At 71.5% G+C, this 16,123-nt stretch carries 22 protein-coding genes and 1 pseudogene; 8 read left to right on the top strand and 15 right to left on the bottom strand.

The genetic code is table 11. The features are described from left to right. The first annotated feature begins 31 nt into the window (after nucleotides 1–31). The 8 genes and pseudogenes from OG245_RS21530 to OG245_RS21495 all read left to right on the top strand — a co-directional run. On the top strand, nucleotides 32–1,573 hold the full coding sequence (locus OG245_RS21530) for an ATP-binding protein (RefSeq protein WP_371625117.1): 1,542 nt from the start codon (nucleotides 32–34) through the stop codon (nucleotides 1,571–1,573). Continuing rightward, nucleotides 1,570–1,989, top strand: a complete 420-nt coding sequence (locus tag OG245_RS21525; RefSeq protein ID WP_228989666.1) for a roadblock/LC7 domain-containing protein — start codon at nucleotides 1,570–1,572, stop codon at nucleotides 1,987–1,989. Before OG245_RS21530 ends, OG245_RS21525 begins: the two co-directional genes overlap by 4 nt. Next, nucleotides 1,986–2,357, top strand: coding sequence for a DUF742 domain-containing protein (locus OG245_RS21520; RefSeq protein WP_003967208.1), 372 nt, complete (start codon nucleotides 1,986–1,988; stop codon nucleotides 2,355–2,357). The genes OG245_RS21525 and OG245_RS21520 overlap by 4 nt, the downstream gene beginning before the upstream one ends. Further along, nucleotides 2,338–2,982 carry an ATP/GTP-binding protein gene (locus OG245_RS21515; protein ID WP_371625116.1) on the top strand — a complete coding sequence of 215 codons (645 nt, stop codon included), beginning with the start codon at nucleotides 2,338–2,340 and terminating at the stop codon, nucleotides 2,980–2,982. Before OG245_RS21520 ends, OG245_RS21515 begins: the two co-directional genes overlap by 20 nt. Continuing rightward, nucleotides 2,979–4,241: a cytochrome P450 gene (locus OG245_RS21510; RefSeq protein WP_371625115.1), complete on the top strand. Its 1,263-nt coding sequence runs from the start codon at nucleotides 2,979–2,981 to the stop codon at nucleotides 4,239–4,241. The genes OG245_RS21515 and OG245_RS21510 overlap by 4 nt, the downstream gene beginning before the upstream one ends. Further along, a complete protein-coding gene (locus OG245_RS21505) occupies nucleotides 4,238–5,467 on the top strand; it encodes a cytochrome P450 (protein WP_371625114.1) in 1,230 nt (409 codons plus the stop codon). The genes OG245_RS21510 and OG245_RS21505 overlap by 4 nt, the downstream gene beginning before the upstream one ends. 156 nt (nucleotides 5,468–5,623) lie before the next feature. After that, nucleotides 5,624–6,742 (top strand): phosphoserine transaminase, encoded by a 1,119-nt coding sequence (serC, locus tag OG245_RS21500; RefSeq protein WP_371625113.1) that lies wholly within the window; start codon nucleotides 5,624–5,626, stop codon nucleotides 6,740–6,742. Between the two features lie 103 nt (nucleotides 6,743–6,845). Then, nucleotides 6,846–6,986, top strand: a pseudogene (locus OG245_RS21495) (Uma2 family endonuclease); the annotation flags it as partial. An 11-nt stretch (nucleotides 6,987–6,997) separates the two neighbouring features. Here the strand turns inward: OG245_RS21495 and OG245_RS21490 are convergent. The 15 genes from OG245_RS21490 to OG245_RS21420 all read right to left on the bottom strand — a co-directional run bounded on the left by OG245_RS21490 (nucleotide 6,998) and on the right by OG245_RS21420 (nucleotide 15,943). Next, nucleotides 6,998–7,411 carry a DUF4259 domain-containing protein gene (locus OG245_RS21490; RefSeq protein WP_371625112.1) on the bottom strand — a complete coding sequence of 138 codons (414 nt, stop codon included), beginning with the start codon at nucleotides 7,409–7,411 and terminating at the stop codon, nucleotides 6,998–7,000. A gap of 89 nt (nucleotides 7,412–7,500) precedes the next feature. After that, nucleotides 7,501–7,968, bottom strand: a complete 468-nt coding sequence (locus OG245_RS21485; protein ID WP_371627944.1) for an Asp23/Gls24 family envelope stress response protein — start codon at nucleotides 7,966–7,968, stop codon at nucleotides 7,501–7,503. Between the two features lie 106 nt (nucleotides 7,969–8,074). Beyond that, nucleotides 8,075–8,371, bottom strand: coding sequence for a gas vesicle protein K (locus OG245_RS21480; protein WP_371625111.1), 297 nt, complete (start codon nucleotides 8,369–8,371; stop codon nucleotides 8,075–8,077). Beyond that, complete coding sequence (locus OG245_RS21475; protein WP_003967217.1) at nucleotides 8,368–8,604, bottom strand: gas vesicle protein; 237 nt, start codon at nucleotides 8,602–8,604, stop codon at nucleotides 8,368–8,370. Before OG245_RS21475 ends, OG245_RS21480 begins: the two co-directional genes overlap by 4 nt. 2 nt (nucleotides 8,605–8,606) lie before the next feature. After that, on the bottom strand, nucleotides 8,607–9,437 hold the full coding sequence (locus OG245_RS21470) for a GvpL/GvpF family gas vesicle protein (protein WP_371625110.1): 831 nt from the start codon (nucleotides 9,435–9,437) through the stop codon (nucleotides 8,607–8,609). Further along, nucleotides 9,434–9,844 (bottom strand): gas vesicle protein, encoded by a 411-nt coding sequence (locus OG245_RS21465; RefSeq protein ID WP_371625109.1) that lies wholly within the window; start codon nucleotides 9,842–9,844, stop codon nucleotides 9,434–9,436. Before OG245_RS21465 ends, OG245_RS21470 begins: the two co-directional genes overlap by 4 nt. Then, nucleotides 9,841–10,989: an SRPBCC family protein gene (locus OG245_RS21460; protein WP_371625108.1), complete on the bottom strand. Its 1,149-nt coding sequence runs from the start codon at nucleotides 10,987–10,989 to the stop codon at nucleotides 9,841–9,843. The genes OG245_RS21465 and OG245_RS21460 overlap by 4 nt, the downstream gene beginning before the upstream one ends. A 6-nt stretch (nucleotides 10,990–10,995) precedes the next feature. Next, the gene (locus tag OG245_RS21455; RefSeq protein WP_371625107.1) at nucleotides 10,996–11,946 is read right to left on the bottom strand and encodes a histone protein; all 951 of its coding nucleotides are present in this window, start codon (nucleotides 11,944–11,946) and stop codon (nucleotides 10,996–10,998) included. Continuing rightward, nucleotides 11,939–12,205, bottom strand: coding sequence for a gas vesicle protein GvpG (locus tag OG245_RS21450; protein WP_003967222.1), 267 nt, complete (start codon nucleotides 12,203–12,205; stop codon nucleotides 11,939–11,941). Before OG245_RS21450 ends, OG245_RS21455 begins: the two co-directional genes overlap by 8 nt. 2 nt (nucleotides 12,206–12,207) lie before the next feature. Further along, on the bottom strand, nucleotides 12,208–12,993 hold the full coding sequence (locus tag OG245_RS21445) for a GvpL/GvpF family gas vesicle protein (RefSeq protein ID WP_371625106.1): 786 nt from the start codon (nucleotides 12,991–12,993) through the stop codon (nucleotides 12,208–12,210). Nucleotide 12,994: 1 nt separating this feature from the next. Continuing rightward, nucleotides 12,995–13,486, bottom strand: a complete 492-nt coding sequence (gvpJ, locus tag OG245_RS21440; protein WP_371625105.1) for a gas vesicle protein GvpJ — start codon at nucleotides 13,484–13,486, stop codon at nucleotides 12,995–12,997. A 36-nt stretch (nucleotides 13,487–13,522) separates the two neighbouring features. Further along, nucleotides 13,523–13,846: a gas vesicle protein gene (locus OG245_RS21435; protein ID WP_371625104.1), complete on the bottom strand. Its 324-nt coding sequence runs from the start codon at nucleotides 13,844–13,846 to the stop codon at nucleotides 13,523–13,525. Between the two features lie 262 nt (nucleotides 13,847–14,108). Continuing rightward, nucleotides 14,109–14,795 (bottom strand): class I SAM-dependent methyltransferase, encoded by a 687-nt coding sequence (locus tag OG245_RS21430; RefSeq protein ID WP_371625103.1) that lies wholly within the window; start codon nucleotides 14,793–14,795, stop codon nucleotides 14,109–14,111. A 110-nt stretch (nucleotides 14,796–14,905) separates the two neighbouring features. After that, nucleotides 14,906–15,214, bottom strand: coding sequence for a GNAT family N-acetyltransferase (locus tag OG245_RS21425; protein ID WP_003967227.1), 309 nt, complete (start codon nucleotides 15,212–15,214; stop codon nucleotides 14,906–14,908). Nucleotides 15,215–15,286: 72 nt separating this feature from the next. Continuing rightward, a complete protein-coding gene (locus OG245_RS21420; protein WP_371625102.1) occupies nucleotides 15,287–15,943 on the bottom strand; it encodes a hydrolase in 657 nt (218 codons plus the stop codon). Between the last annotated feature and the right edge of the window lie 180 nt (nucleotides 15,944–16,123).

The following is a 16,123-nucleotide window of genomic DNA, read 5'->3' as shown; positions in this document are numbered from 1 at the left end:
GTCCCGCACCGTCCGCCACCGAGGACTCCGATTGCGCCCCTCACACCGGCCCACCGCACTCGCCCTGCTGATCTCGGCAGCCGCAACCGGCACGCTGACCCTGTGGGGCGTCGCCGCGGCCCCCGACGAGGTACGGACCCCGCTGGCCTGGGGCGCGGGCGCGGCCGCCGTGCTGCTGAGCGTCTGCGTGGCCGTCACCGTCCACACCCTGGGGACCGCGCGGACCCTGCGCGCCCTACGGGCCGCCGACGCCCAGCGGTTCACCGCCGAGACCTCGCGCCTGGTCTCCGCCTCCGCCGTCGAGGCCCAGCGCTTCACCGCGGAGACCGCCCGGATCAAGGGCGCCGCCTCCGCCGAGACCGCCCGCGTCGTCGCCGACGCCCGCGCCGAGAACGAGCGGATCACCGAGGCCGCCGCCGCCGAACAGGGCCGGCTGGCCGTCTCCGTCGACCGGCTGACCGCCCGTGCCACCCGCGCCGAGACCGAGCGCTCCGCGGCCGTCGCCGCCTGCGCCAACGCGGCGGGGCGGATGCAGGCGCTGGCCACCAGCATGCTGGCCGACCTCCGCGAGATGGAGCACCGGCACTCCGACGAGTCCGTGCTCGGGGACCTGCTCCACCTGGACCACCGCACCGCCCAGGCGGGCCGCCTCGCCGACTCCATCGCCGTGCTGACCGGGGCCCGTTCCGGCCGGCGCTGGGCGAAGCCGATCGTCATGGAGTCGATCCTGCGCGGCGCGATGGGCCGGATCGGCAGCTACCAGCGGGTCCGTCTCCACTCCACCAGCGATGTCGCCATCGCCGGTCACGCGGCCGAGGGCGTCATGCACGCGCTCGCCGAACTCCTCGACAACGCTGCCAACTTCTCGCCGCCCACCGCCGAGGTCCACGTGTACGTGGAGGAGGTCCCGGCGGGCATCGTCATCACCGTCGAGGACAGCGGGCTCGTCATGAGCGAGGTGCAGCTGCGCCGCGCCGAGAAGGCGGTCTCCGCCGATCACCAGGACCTCACCAACCTCTCCGGCACCCGCCTCGGGCTCGCCGTCGTCGGCCGGCTGGCCCGCAAGCACGGGCTGACCGTCTCCTTCCGGCCGTCCGCCCGGGGCGGCACCGGCGCGCTGATGATGCTCCCCCAGGACCTCATCTCCCGCTCGCCCGCACCGACGCCGGCGATCCCGGCCCAGGCTGCCGCGGCCCCGGCCACCGCCCCGGCCGCCCCCACCGCTCCCGCCGAGCCGGAGCCCTCGCACGCCTCGGCCGCCGGAACGGACCCCGCCGGCGCCGCCCCCGCGGCCCGGTCCCTCCCCGAGGACGACGCCTCCACGCCCCCGGCGGCGGAGTCGGAGTCCGAGTCCACGGGCGCCGTGCCCGCGTTCGGCGAGAGCGGCCTGCCCAAGCGCCGCCGAGGCCGCACGCTGGCCGCCGCCGAGTCCCGTACCGGCAACGCCACCCCCGGCGGAGCCGACACCCCCCGGGCCCGCGCCACCGACCCGAAGGTCCAGGCAGCACGCTTCAGCACCTTCAGCAAGGCGGTACGGGCCAACTCCACGCACCCGGAAGGCAACACCCGATGACCGCGACCACCGACGAGAAGCTCAACTGGCTGCTGGAGGGGCTGCTCGACCGCACCCCCGGTACCCGCCACGCCCTCGTCCTGTCCCGCGACGGCCTCAAGCTGTGCCGCACCCCCGAGCTCTCCGTCGACCAGGCCGACCAGCTGGCCGCGATCTCCGCCGGGATCCAGAGCCTCTCGCACGGAGCGTCCATCGAGTTCGGCGACGGCACCGGCGGCGTGCGGTCCGCGATGGCCGAGTTCTACGGCGGCGTGCTGTTCATCGTCGAGGCGGGAGCCGGGGCCCACCTGGCCGTCGTCGCCGACGAGGACTCCGACGTGGGCCTCGTCGGCCACAACATGAGCGAGCTCGTCGAGCAGCTCGGCGAACACCTCGTCGCGCCGCCGCGCGAACCCGCCGAGACCCCGGCCGTATGACGACGGCACCCCGCCCCCGACCGGGCCGCGACGAGGATCCGGACCGGCTGTACACCCTCACCGGGGGACGCAGCCGTTCCGACTCCGCCGCGTTCGACCTGGTGACGCTCGTCGTCGCCGAGTGCGACCCGGCCCCCGGGATGCAGTCCGAGCACGTCGCGATCCTGCGGATGTGCCAGGGCCCCACCGCCGTCGTCGAGATAGCCGCGACCCTGAACCTGCCGGTCAGCATCGTCCGCATCATGCTGTGCGACCTGCTCGACACCGGCCGGATCAGCGCCCGCCACCCCCGTACAGCCCGTGTCGCGGACCGGCTCCCCGACCCCGACATCCTGGAACAGGTGCTCGTTGGACTCCGCAACCTCTGACCGCGCCGCCCTGAGCGCGACGGCCGACAACGGACTGAAGATCGTTGTCGTCGGCGGCTTCGGGGTCGGCAAGACCACCATGGTCCGATCCGTGAGCGAGATCCGTCCGCTCAACACGGAGGAGACCATGACCCGCGCGGGCGAGGCCGTCGACCACCTCGACGGCATCCAGGCCAAGTCGTCCACCACCGTGGCGTTCGACTTCGGCCGCATCACGCTCGACGAACGCTCCGTGCTGTACCTCTTCGGCGCGCCCGGCCAGGAGCGCTTCTGGTTCCTGTGGGACCGGCTGTTCTCCGGCACGCTCGGCGCGGTCGTCCTCGTCGACACCCGGCGGCTCGCCGACTCCTGGTACGCCATCGACCGCCTGGAGCACCACGGCACGCCGTTCATCGTGGCGTGCAACGACTTCGGCGGCCCGCTCCACAGCGAGCAGCAGATCCGCGAGGCCCTGGACCTCTCGGAGGACGTACCGCTGGTGGAGTGCGACGCCCGCGACCGCTCGTCCAGCAAGTACGTGCTGATCACGCTCGTCGAACACCTCGCCGCGCTCTCCGCCGCCCGCCTCCGCGCCCCCGAGGCGGCCCTGGCGGCGGCCGGCCCGACCCCGGAGCCCGCACCGTGACCCCTGTCTCCGGCTGCCCCGTCACCCACGGGTCCGTCCCCCTGTCCGGGCCCCGCTTCCAGAGCGACCCCGTCCAGCTCTACCGGGAGATGCGGCGCGACCACGGGGCGATCGCCCCGGTCGTCCTCGACGGCGACGTGCCCGCCTGGCTCGTCCTCGGCTACCGCGAACTGCACCAGGTCACCGGCGACCCGGCCCTCTTCAGCCGGGACTCCGACCTGTGGAACCAGTGGGACCGCATCCCCGACGACTGGCCGCTGCTGCCGATGATCGGGCGCAGGCAGCCCTCGATCCTCTACACGGTCGGCGAGCGCCACAGCGTCCGCGCCATGATGATCAGCAACGCGCTGGAGGGTGTCGACCCGTTCTCCCTGAAGCGGTACGCGGAGGAGTTCGCCGACAAGCTGATCGACCGGTTCTGCACCAAGGGCTCGGTCGACATCATCGCGGAGTACGCCAAGCTGCTGCCCGCCCTCGTGCTGGCCAGGATCTACGGCTTCTCCGACGAGGAGGCCCACCCGCTGGTCGGCGCGATCAACGACATGATCGACGGCCGGGAGCGGGCGCTCGCCGGACAGCAGCACCTCGCCACGTCGATGTTCCGGCTGCTGGCCGACAAGCACGCCGGGCCCGGTGACGACGTCGCCAGCCGGATGATCGCCGACGCCGGCGGCTTCACCGACGAGGAGGTCGCCCAGGACCTCATGGTGATGATGGCGGCCGGCCACCAGCCGACCGCCGACTGGATGGGCAACTCGCTGCGCCTCATGCTCACCGACGACCGGTTCGCCGCCTCGCTCTCGGGCGGCCGGCACAGCGTCGCCGAGGCGATGAACGAGGTCCTCTGGGAGGACACCCCGACCCAGAACGTGGCGGGCCGCTGGGCCGCCCGCGACACCCACCTCGGCGGCCGCCACATCCGCGCCGGCGACCTGCTGCTCCTCGGCCTCGCCGCCGCCAACGGCGACCCGCAGGTGCGGACCGACGGCTCGGCGCTGACCGGCGGCAACAACGCCTTCCTCTCCTTCGGCCACGGCGAGCACCGCTGCCCGTTCCCGGCCCAGGAGACCGCCGAGGTCATCGCCCGTACCGGCATCGAGGTCCTCCTCGACCGGCTGCCCGACGTGGACCTCGCCGTCCCCGCCGAGCAGCTCACCCGCCGCCCGTCACCGTGGCTGCGCGGACTGACCGACCTGCCGGTCCTCTTCACACCCACCCCCGCCGTCGGAAGACCCGGAAGCTTCGGAGGCCCCGCATGACCCGCATCGCGCTCGACCCCTTCGTCAGAGACCTCGACGGCGAGAGCGCCGCGCTGCGGGCCGCCGGCCCGCTGGCCGAGGTGGAGCTGCCCGGCGGTGTACACGTGTACGCGGTCACCCGCCACGCGGAGGCCCGCGCGCTGCTCACCGACAGCCGCGTGGTCAAGGACATCAACGTCTGGAACGCCTGGCAGCGCGGCGAGATACCGATGGACTGGCCGCTGATCGGCCTGGCCAACCCGGGCCGCTCGATGCTCACCGTCGACGGGGCGGACCACCGCCGTCTCCGTACGCTGGTGGCGCAGGCGCTCACGGTGAAGCGGGTGGAGCGGCTGCGGGAGGGTATCGAAGCCCTCACGAACGCGAGCCTGGAGAAGCTGGCGGCCCTCCCGGCCGGAGCGCCGGTCGACCTCAAGGCCGAGTTCGCCTATCCCCTCCCCATGAACGTGATCAGCGAGCTGATGGGCGTGGACGCGGCGGACCACCCCCGGCTGAAGGAGCTGTTCGAGAAGTTCTTCTCGACGCAGACGCCGCCGGAGGAGGTCCCGCAGATGATGGCGGACCTCGGGACCCTCTTCACGAAGATCGTCGACTCCAAGCGGGCGAACCCGGGCGACGACCTGACCAGCGCCCTGATCGCGGCATCCGAGGACGGCGACCACCTCTCCGACGAGGAGATCGTCAACACGCTGCAACTGATCATCGCCGCCGGGCACGAGACCACGATCAGCCTGATCGTCAACGTCGTGGAGGCGCTGGCGACCCACCCCGAGCAGCGCAGGAAGGTGCTGGACGGGGAGATCGGGTGGGACGGCGTGATCGAGGAGACGCTGCGCTGGAACACCCCGACCTCGCACGTCCTGATCCGCTTCGCGACGGAGGACATCGAGGTCGGCGACAGGATCCTGCCGAAGGGCGAGGGCCTGATCGTCTCGTTCGGCGCGCTGGGCCGGGACGAGGAGCAGTACGGCCCGACGGCCGGCGAGTTCGACGCCACCCGCACCCCGAACCGCCACATCGCCTTCGGTCACGGCCCGCACATCTGCCCGGGTGCGGCGCTCTCCCGCCTGGAGGCGGGCATCGCGCTGCCGGCGCTGTACGAGCGGTTCCCGGAGCTGGACCTGGCGGTGCCCGCCACCGAGCTGCGCAACAAGCCGATCGTGACCCAGAACGACCTGCACGAACTGCCGGTGGAGCTGGGCTGCCCGTTCGGCCACGACGCCTAGTTCCACCGTTTGTCCAGACTTCCACCGCTTGTCAGGCACTCCCACTGTTTGTTGTTCAGTTCCCCTTTTTGTCCGGCCTTCCACGGGCCGGAGCGCACGTCTCATCGGACGGACACGGTTACGGAGCCGTGCCACCGAGGGACTACGCTCCGTCCCGTGGCCGACATCCAGATTCCCGCTGACATCAAGCCCGCAGACGGACGCTTCGGCGCCGGTCCTTCCAAGGTGCGGACGGAGGCGCTCGACGCGCTGGCCGCCACCGGCACCTCTCTTCTCGGCACGTCCCACCGCCAGGCCCCGGTCAAGAACCTGGTCGGCGAGGTACGGGACGGCGTGCGCAGCCTCTTCTCCCTCCCCGAGGGGTACGAGGTCGTCCTCGGCAACGGCGGCTCCACCGCCTTCTGGGACGTCGCGACGCACGGACTGATCGAGTCGAAGTCCCAGCACCTGAACTTCGGCGAGTTCTCGTCCAAGTTCGCCAAGGCCGCGAAGCTCGCGCCCTGGCTGTCCGACCCCACCGTCATCGCCTCCGACCCGGGCACCCACCCGGACCCGAAGGCCGAGGCGGGCGTCGACGTCTACGCCTTCACCCACAACGAGACCTCCACCGGTGTCGCGGCCCCGGTCAAGCGCGTCGCGGGCGCCGACGAGGGCTCCCTCGTCCTGGTGGACGCCACCTCCGGTGCGGGCGGCCTGCCGGTCGACATCACCGAGTCCGACGTCTACTACTTCGCCCCGCAGAAGTCCTTCGCCTCCGACGGCGGCCTGTGGATCGCCGTGTTCTCCCCGGCCGCCCTGGAGCGCGCCGCCCGGATCCACGCCTCGGGCCGGCACATCCCGGAGTTCTTCTCGCTGCCGACGGCGATCGACAACTCCCTCAAGAACCAGACGTACAACACCCCGGCGCTCTCCACGCTCCTCCTGCTGAACGAGCAGCTGAAGTGGATGAACACCCAGGGCGGCCTGGACTTCACGACGGGCCGCACGGCGGCTTCGTCGGGCCACCTCTACGGCTGGGCCGACGGGTCGAAGTACGCCACCCCGTTCGTCACGGACCCGGCGAAGCGCTCGCAGGTCATCGGCACGATCGACTTCGCGGACGAGATCGACGCGGCGGCCGTCGCCAAGGTGCTGCGCGCCAACGGCATCGTGGACACCGAGCCGTACCGCAAGCTGGGCCGCAACCAGCTGCGCGTGGCGATGTTCCCGGCGATCGACCCGTCGGACGTCCAGGCGCTGACGGCGTGCATCGACTACGTGATCGAGAAGCTGTAACCTCCCGGTTCTCGACTTCTCGACCGTACGGAAACGGCCCGGCACCCACATGGGTGCCGGGCCGTTTCCGCTTCACTCGACTGAGTGGCATATGCCAGGAGCGTTGACCGAGCCGCTTCCCGCCGGCTACGACCGCCACGAGGTCTACGCCCCCGGCCAGCAGGCCCCGCTCCCGGCCTCGATCGGCGCCGAGGTCTCCCTGGACGTCGACGAGATCGTGCGCGCGGGCCGCTCGAAACGCTGAAGACGCGGGTCCTACTCCCCCGAAGCCTCCACCAGCACCGCGCGCAACGCGGCTATCCCCGCCAGCCACGCCTGGTCCTCACCGGCCTCCGCCCACAGGTCCAGCGGCTCCGCGTTCTCCGCACCGAGTCGGTCCAGGGCGCGGACGGCCAGCGGGCGGAGATCGGCGGGGAGCGGCGGCAGCGGATCTTTCGGGCCGTACGCGGTGGTGACGGGCTCTCCCCCGGGGCACTGCGCGGCGATCAGCGCGGCGGCGGCCACCGCCTCCTCCCCGCAGTCCGCATAGTCCTCCGGCCCCGTCTCCGCGATGGTGCTCAGCACCTCCCGGAGCACGTCGGCCTTCTCGCCGGGCTCCGCGTCGTCGACCCGCCCGCCGAAGTCGGCCGCGGTGTCGTTGTCGAAGTGGCCGATGTCCCACGCGCCCATGGGGTCCCCCTCATTCCGCTGTACCGGTCAGCCCGTCGTGCCGGTGTCCCCATCCTCACAGCCGCCACTGACAATCGGCCGGGCCGGGCTCACTGCACGCGGGAACCGCCCCTTCCGGAATCGGCGCCGTCCGAGCCGTCCTCGTCGTCCTCGTCGGGGATGTGCACGTCGAAGACGTTGATGTTGATCTCGACGACCTCCAGCCCGGTCATCGTCTCCACGGCGTCGACGACGTGCGTGCGGATCCGGTCGGCCAGCTCATGGATCGGAAACCCGTACTCCACCTCGACGTCGACGTCGATCGCCGTCTGTTTCTCGCCCACCTCGACCTTCACGGTCCGTCCCCTGCCCGAGGACCCGGACACCCTGCCCGTCACGGCGCCCAGCGCCTTCGACGCGCCCTTGCCCACCGAATGGACACCGTCCGTCTCGCGGATGGCGATCTCCGCGATGGTGGCAACGACGCCGTCGGCGATGGTGGTCCTGCCGCGCACGCCGCTTTCCTGGTTCCCGCCGCTCGTCGCCGGGTTTCCGCTCCGAGATTCGATGTCGACCATGTCAGCCTCACAGAGAGTGATTGCCACGGGCGCTCCTCCCGCCCGTGCGGCCCCCCTCCTCACTCTCCGCCTGCCCGTGGTCATCCGCCATTCGAGGTACCCGGCCTCAGTCGCGTGGCAGCAGCGTCCCCAGCGGTCCGAGGTCCAGGTTGAGGTCCTCGGGTCGCACTCCGTGCTGGTCGCAGAGCTCCTTCATCCGCTGGTCGAGCAGCATGAGCGTGGTCCCGATCTCCTCGACCTGCTCGTCACTGAGGTCGCCCTGTTCGACCCGGCGGATCGCCTGCCGTTCCATCAGTTGCCGGAGGAGCTCCACCACGGTGAGGACCAGGGCCACCAGGTCCCGCCCCATCTGCTCGGAGTCCAGATCGACCCGTGAACCCGGGGCCCTGCCCGGGGCCGTCACAGCGGCCCCCCGTCGGCCCAGGGCGCCGGAACCCGCTCGCTGACCGACGACAGGAGGGCGTGCAGGGACACCCGCACCAGGGGTACGTCGGCGATGGCGATCACCAGGTCCCCGCTGACGACGACACCGGTCGCCAGAACACGGTCCAGCAGGTCCACCAGCGGCACCCCGATGGGCCCGCTCAAGGGCTCCGGGCTGTCCCAGGGAACCACCGCGCGCTCCGCCGCCGCCATGGCTACACCTCCCCGACGAAGGAGTACGGCACCCAGGGGCCGGTCAGCTCGATCCGCGCCCCGGTCCGCTCGCCCAAGCCCCGTACCAGAGCGTCCAGCTCGTCCGACCTGTGCTCGGCCACGAGGTAGGTGGCATTGAGCACGTGCACCCGGCCGTCACCCCCCGGTACGGCTCCGTGCGTACGGAGGCGGCGCGACGCGGCGGCCAGCTCACGGAGTTCGGCGTCCACGGATTCCGCGACGGACAGGGCCTGTTCCCGGCGCCGCTCGCGCCGCTCCTGGACCCCGCGCCTGCGGTTCAGGTAGGCGAGCCCCGCACCGGCGGCGGGAGCCTCGCGCCCGCCGCCCCCGGCGATGGCGGGCTCCCTCTCCTCGGGTCCCTCGGGAGCGGCCGCGGGCTCGTACACCTTCACGCCCCATTCGGCGTGGTGCGCGATGCGCTTCAGCACCCGGTGGAACCGGTGTGCCTCGTCGTCGAGCGCGCGACGGGCCCGGTCGTCGTCGTGGTAGAGCGTGGCGAGGGGCAGTGGTACGGCGGGCCCGTGAGCGGCCGCGGCGGACACGACCTCGTGGTGGGCCCGCGCGTACCGCTCGATCTCACACGGGTCGGAGAGCCGCGCCTGCCAGACCTCGTCCGTGAAGTCGGCGGCCGGGACGGTCTGGACCACGGCGGTGAGCGGCCCGGAGGGCAGCAGCCGGACGGCCGAGCCTCCGGGCATGCCGACCAGACCGGTGACATCGGCGGTGTGCGTGGCACGGGTGCCCCGGCAGACGGCGAACACATACGTGACACCGGTGCCCGGAGCCTGGTCCCGGTGGGCGCGATCGGTCATCTCTGCCCGGTCTCCTTGCTGTCGCTTCTCTCGCTTCTCTTGTTCCCGTCGTCCCTGTCGGCGCTTCGGTCCGAGCGCGGGCCACGGTCCTCGTCCGTCCCCGGTTCGAGGGCCTGGAGGCGTTCCCGCAGCCGGCGGTTCTCGTCCTCCAAGGCATTGCGCGAGGCTCGGGAGCTGAGGGCGGGATCGGTCTCCCACCAGTCGATGCCCGCCTTCTTCGCGGTGTCGACGGACGCCACGAAGAGACGGAGCCGGATGGTGAGGAGCTCGATGTCGAGGAGGTCGATCTTGATGTCCCCGGCGATGACGATGCCCTTGTCGAGGACGCGTTCGAGGATGTCGGCGAGGTTGGTGGTGTGAGGGCCGTTGGCCGGCGGCCCTCCCTGGCGGAAGTCGAGGTCGGTCACCGCGAGGCCCCGGACCGGCGCCTTCGGCTCGCGCGCTTCTTGGCGGGCGGCTCCTCCGGCTCTTCCTCGTCTTCCTCTTCGTCCTCGTCCTCGTCCTCGTCTTCCTCTTCGTCCTCGTCCTCGTCCTCGTCAGGCTCCTCGTCCTCCTCTTCCTCGTCTTCCTCCGGCTCCTCGTCTTCCTCGTCTTCCTCGTCTTCCTCCTCGGGCTCCTCCTCGTCCTCCTCGTCCTCCTCGGGCTCCTCGTCCTCCGGCTCCTCCTCGCCGGACTCCTCGTCCTCGCCCTCCCCGTCCTCGGCCTCGGCCTCTTCCTCCTCCTCGCGCTCGACCGCCTCCTCGTGGCTGACCACGACTTCGCCGTCGCGGATCTCGCCGCGCCACCCCTCGGGCTCTTCTTCGGTGAGGCTCACGTACCGCTGGAAGTGCTTGAAGTCCAGCCGTACGCGGCGGCCCTGGGCGCGCCAGAGGTTGCCGGTCTTCTCGAAGAACCCGGACGGGTAGTACTCCATGACCAGCACGATGCGGGTCAGGTTCGAAGCGAGCTCATGGAAGCTGATGGCTCCGCGTGTGCTGCCCTTGGCGCCCTCGGAGGTCCAGACGATCCGGTCGTCCGGCACCTGTTCCTGCACCGTGGCCTTGAAGCTGCGGGTGGAGGGGCCGACCTTGACCTTCCAGTCACTTTCCTCGTCCTCGCCCTTGGAGACGCTCTGGACGCCCTTCATGAAGCCGCTGAACTCTTCGTACTGCGTCCAGGCGTCGTAGGCGGTACGCAGCGGCACACCGACGTCGATCACTTCGATGATGTTCATGAACTTGCCGCCGCCGGCCTTGCGGTTGCCCTTGCCACCGCCCCCACCGAGCGCGCTCTTCGCCTTGTCCACCACCGCGTCCTTCGCGCCCTTGGCCTTCTCCGAGACGAACGCCTTCACCGGGGATTCGCCCTGGAGCACGCGGGAACCGATGGCGGGCAGTGAGCCGCCGTTCTCGGCCGCGTCGGTCAACTGGCCGGTGAGATCGGAGAGTTTGCTGCCCGCCTTTTCGGCGAGCTGCTGGACCTGAGCGCCGGCGAATTTCGACAGTTCTTCTTTGATCCGGCCGATGCCCGACTCCGCCGGAGCCTCGGATTCGTCCTTGTCCGTCGTTGCCATGGCTGACTACCTCCGGCGATCGGCGCGCTTGGATGCTGACCGCTTCGACGACGTCGCTGTCTTCTTCGCGGCAGACTTCTGGGGGGCGGACTTCTTGGCGGCGGACTTCTTGGCCGGTGCGGTCTTCTTCGCCGAGGCCTTCTTCGCTGGAGCGGCCTTCTTGGCCGGGGCCTTCTTGGCGGGAGCGGCCTTCTTCGCCGGAGCCTTCTTGGCCGGGGCCTTCTTGGCGGGAGCGGCCTTCTTCGCCGGAGCCTTCTTGGCCGGGGCCTTCTTGGCGGGAGCCGCCTTCTTCCCCGCAGCCTTCTTGGCCGGAGCGGACTTCTTCTCCGCCGACTTCCTGGCCGGGGCGGACTTCCTGGAGGGGGACTTCCTCGCCCGGGAAGGCTGCGGCGGGGCCGCCTCTTCCTCTTCCTCTTCTTCGGGCTCGTCCTCCTCCTCTTCGGGCTCCTCCTCTTCGGGCTCCTCCTCTTCGGGCTCCTCGTCTTCGGGCTCCTCGTCTTCGGGCTCCTCGTCCTCGTCCTCGTACTCGTCTTCCTCGTCTTCCTCGTCTTCCTCCTCGTCCTCGTCCTCGCCCTCCGGCTCCTCCTCGGGCTCCTCGTCCTCGTACTCGCCCTCGTCCTCTTCGTCCGCCTCGTCGTCCGGCGCCGCCGTGAGCCGGGCCGTCCGGTCGCCGATGGCGTCCGCCAGGGAGGCCATGGAGCGGTTGGCTGCGGCCGTCACCGCCTGGCGTCCCGCGTCGAGAACCTCGCCCCGCAACTGCTCCTGCAATTCGGCGACTTGAGGCACCTCACCGAGCCTGCGCATTCCCTCGGCGGCCAACTGGCGGGGTTCGAGTCCGAACCGGCGCCCCGCCAGATAGGTCGCGACGCTCAGCGCCAGCCGGCCCTTCTTCGTCCGGCCCAGCACATATCCGCCCACTACGGCGGCTGCGAGGGCCGCCTTTGCCTGGTCATCCATGTCGGTCACCTTCTGTCGTCGGTGTCCGGCCGGCCTGTGTCGCGTACAGCCGGTCGAGCAGCCTTTCCTCTTGCGCCTCGAACTCGTCCAGCCCGATGTGCCCCTCGTCGAGCTCCTGGTTGAGGGCCGCCAGCTGCGCGCGGATCACTCCGGGGTCGTAGAGTTCGCGCTCGGCGGCGTCCTGCAACCGCTCCGCGACCCACACCACGCCCCGGGCGGGCGCGAGGGGAAGCATCAGCAGTCCGGAGATCAGCCCCATCGTCAGCCTCCACCGGCCGGTGCCGACGGGCTCGTGTGCCCGGCGTCGACGAAGCTGTAGCAGGGCAGTGGCCCCGCGAGGCGGAGCTCCACGTGGTCGCGGTGGGCCGCCGCGAAACGATCGGCCGTCGCGCGGAACCGGTCGCTGTCCGCCCGCGCCACCAGGAAGGACACGTTGAGCGCGCAGCCGGGGACCTCGGGGCCCCCGGCCGTCGCCCGGGCCATGGGAGCCAGATCGCGCAGCACCCGCCGTCCCGCGTCGCCCGCCCGGCGCGCCAGGGCGGACGCGACGGCCGCGCCCAGGCGCACATTGGCCTCGTACCCGGGCCGCCTGCGGGTTTCCTCGCGCAGCCGCCGTACGGCCGCGTCCCCCGCCACGAGTGCGGCGAGGGAGTCGTGGGCCGGCAGGGCCTTGACGTTCATCTCGATGTGCCCGTCGACGCGGTCCAGGGCGGCGAGGTGGCCCGCCTCCGCCCGGGTCAGCTGGGCGCGCAGCGCGTCCTCGTCCGGGGCGACCATGCCGAAGCGCATCGGCAGGACGGGCCCGCTTCCCGCCAGGCGTGTCAGGAGCTCCTGGTGGGCCAGCAGGTCGCGCCGCCGGGCCCGCAGCTGTGCGGGAGCGGCGCTGACGACCGCGGCCACCGGGCCCACCCCGACCGTCCGGAGCGGGGCGGGCGGGCTGCCGACGCCCCCGGACTTCCGGGGCAGCGGCGTTCCTGCCCGGACGACCGCGTACACGTACAGCCCCGGTCCGTCGGCCGTGCCCGTCCCCGGGCCGTCCGCGCGCACGTCAGACCTCTGCCCTGCGGCGACGGCTCGTGCCACCGCTGCTGCTGCCGCTGCTGCGGGCGGGGGCGCGGCGCTTCTTCGGGCGCGCCGGACGTTCCTCCGCCTCTTCCTCGTCGACATCGTCGTCGTCATCGGACCCGCCGGCCCCGACCGCCTTCCGTACGGTGTCGCCGACCGACTCCGCGGCCTTGCGCACCTTCCGCTTGCCGATCGATCGGGCGGCGGAGCCGCTGAGCAGTTCGGGGACGGTGGTGCTGCCGGAGTCACGTTCGAGGTCGAGCCGGTTGCACGCCTCGGCGAAGCGCAAGTAGGTGTCGACACTCGCCACGACTATGCGCGCGTCGATCTTGAGGATCTCGATGCCGACCAGGGAGACGCGTACGAATACGTCGATCACCATGCCCCGGTCGAGAATGAGCTCCAGCACGTCGTAGAGCGTGCCGGCGCGGGGCGGGCACGGGGCGGCGCCGTCGACGTAGGTCGTGGTCGTCATGGGGGTGGGTCCTTCCAGCTGTCGGACGGAGTGAGGTCACTCGTCGGCGGCACCGCGCCGGTAACGGCGGACCCGGGCGTACTCCACGAGTTCACCGTCCCCGTCGAGCCGCACCTCGTACGAGGCGAGGAGACTGGTCGTGTCCGGGATGCGGGGCACTTCGAGGACGTCCACGACGACGCACCAGCCGTCGTCGTCGAACCGTCGGATCGCGGAGACGCCCTCGGCCGGGTGGCTGATCAGTGCTTCCAGGCTCTGACAGGCGGCGCGGGCCGCGTGCTCGGGCCCCTTCCCGGCCGAGGACTTCTTCCGGGTCCCCGGGGAGGAGCGTTCGGCGCGCGCTGAACGTTGGTCTGCCATGGTGACCAGTCTGGTCACTATGGGGCACTTCGCATCCTGAGTGAGCCGGTGGTGCGACGAGACCCCCGCCCGCGCCGGTCAGGACAGCGGGCGGACCGGGCGGGACAGCCGGCGGGCGCCGTGCGGGACAGGCGGCAGTTTGACGACAGGGCCTAGGTCAGGCAGGACAGCGAGCAGGCCGGAGGGCCAGACGGCGGGCGAGGCGGCTGGGACAGGCGGCAGGCGGCCGGCGAGGCCGGACGGCAACCGGGGTCAGGCCGCGTCAGACCGCGAGCGGCCTCCGCGCCAGCACGAACCCCTGCGGCGCCCGCTCCGGGAACGGCCCTTCCGTGTCCCGCTCCCGCCACACCACGGACCGGACCTCCAGGCCCGCCTCCCGCAGCAGCGTGGCGATCCGCTCCGGCTGCCGCCGGTGGAAGTCGAGCGCGATCTCCATGCCCCACGCCTCCGTCAGCCGCAGCGCCTCGTCCCCGACCTGGAAGCCCAGCTGTACGTGGGCCCCCGGGGCCAGCACGCGGTGGAACTCCGCGAAGGCGCGCGGCAGTTCGTCGTCCGGGACGTGGATGGTGGAGTACCAGGCGAGCAGCCCGCCCAGCGAGGCGTCCGGCAGCCCGAGGTCGAGCATGGAGCCCTCCTCGAAGCGCAGGCCCGGGTGCTCCTCCCGCGCCACGGCGACCATCCGCGGGGAGAGGTCGATCCCGAACAGGTCCAGCCCCAGGCCCAGTTCGTGCAGATGCGCGGTCACCCGGCCCGTGCCGCAGCCGACGTCGGCCACGGGCAGACCGCTGCCGCCGGCCGCCGCGAGTTCCGCGAACGTGCTCAACAGCGCGCGTTCCAGGGGCTTGGCCGCCAACTCACCCCGGGCGAACTCGAGGTAGGCGGGGGCCATGGTGTCGTACGAGTCGCGGGTGGCACGCTGGAAATCGGGCGTGGAGTCAGTGGCAGTCATGGCCGCCACTCTAGGCGCGCCTTCACCGGCCCCGGCCCCGGGCGACTACGAGGAGTGGGCAAGGGAAAGGGAGAGGGAGCGGCTCCGCGCCTCTCCCTCTCCCCCGGCGTTCAGTCGCTGACCTTGCTGCGCGACTGGTACAGCAGGTCCTGGTATTCGGGGTGCCGGGCGATCCATCCCGCGTAGAACGGGCAGGTGGGCAGCACCCGCAGGCCGGCGGCGCGCGCCTCGTCCAGGGAGGTGCGGGCCAGTGCCGACCCGACCCCCCTGCCCTCGTACGCGGGCGAGACCTCGGTGTGGAGGAACGCGATGAGCTCCGCCGTACGAAGGTAGTCCGCGACGCCCGCGACCTCGGCCTCTCCGTCGACCCGGGCCTCGTACCGCTTGGCCTCGGGAACATCCTTCACTTCGACCGCCATGTGTCCTCTGTCCGTTCTTCCGTCCACAACGTCCTGGTCAGGACGGTACTCGTCCTCGGTTCCGCCCCGGCGTCAGACACCGCTCCGGGCACTCCCGGCGAGGAGCTGCGTCTCCCAGGCGAAGGCCACCCCCGTGGCGCCCCCGTGCTGCGCCTGGACCTCGGCGGCCCCCGGGATGGTCGCCTCGCGGGCCCAGTCGCGCTGCCACTCCCCCATCACGGCCAGCCACGTGATCGGCACGACGCCCGCCTGGACCATGCGCCGCACCGCCATGTCGTGGGCCTCGGCCGACACGCCCCCCGACGCGTCGGTGACCGCATAGACCTCGAACCCCTCACCCGCCGCCTGGATGGCCGGCATCGCCAGGCAGATCTCCGTCCAGAGCCCGGCCAGGATCAGCTTCTTCCGCCCGGTCGCCTTGACGGCGTCGACGACCCGCTGATCCTGCCAGGTGTTGATGAAGGTCCGGTCGATCGGCTTCTGCTCCGGGAACACGTCCTGGATGCCCTGGATGAGGAGGCCGCCGCGCTCCTCCAGAACGGTCGTCAGGATGGTCGGCACGTCGTAGACCTTGGCGGCCTTGGCGAGCCCGACGACGTTGTTGACGATCATCGTCGGCTCATGGCTGTTCAGATTGGCGAACTGGAAGGGCTGGTGGTCGATCAGCACCAGGACGCTCTCCTCCGGCGTCAGCAGCGCGTCGAGTCCGGCCTTGTTCTGGGTGCTCATGGGATTCCCCTTCTGGAGCTTCACGTGTGCGTGCCGCAGCCAGTTAGTTGACGTGTCATCCACACTAGGGACCGGTGATTGACACGTCAACTATCCGTCGTGGCCGCCGACTTGTCAGGACGTACGGAAGACCGGTCGCCCGGTGCGGGAACCGGCCCCGCCCAGGAGATGGCCGCGCCG

Source organism: Streptomyces sp. NBC_01116 (assembly GCF_041435495.1).
Taxonomy (GTDB): Bacteria; Actinomycetota; Actinomycetes; order Streptomycetales; family Streptomycetaceae; genus Streptomyces.
This window is presented reverse-complemented; position numbering and strand designations above follow the sequence as displayed.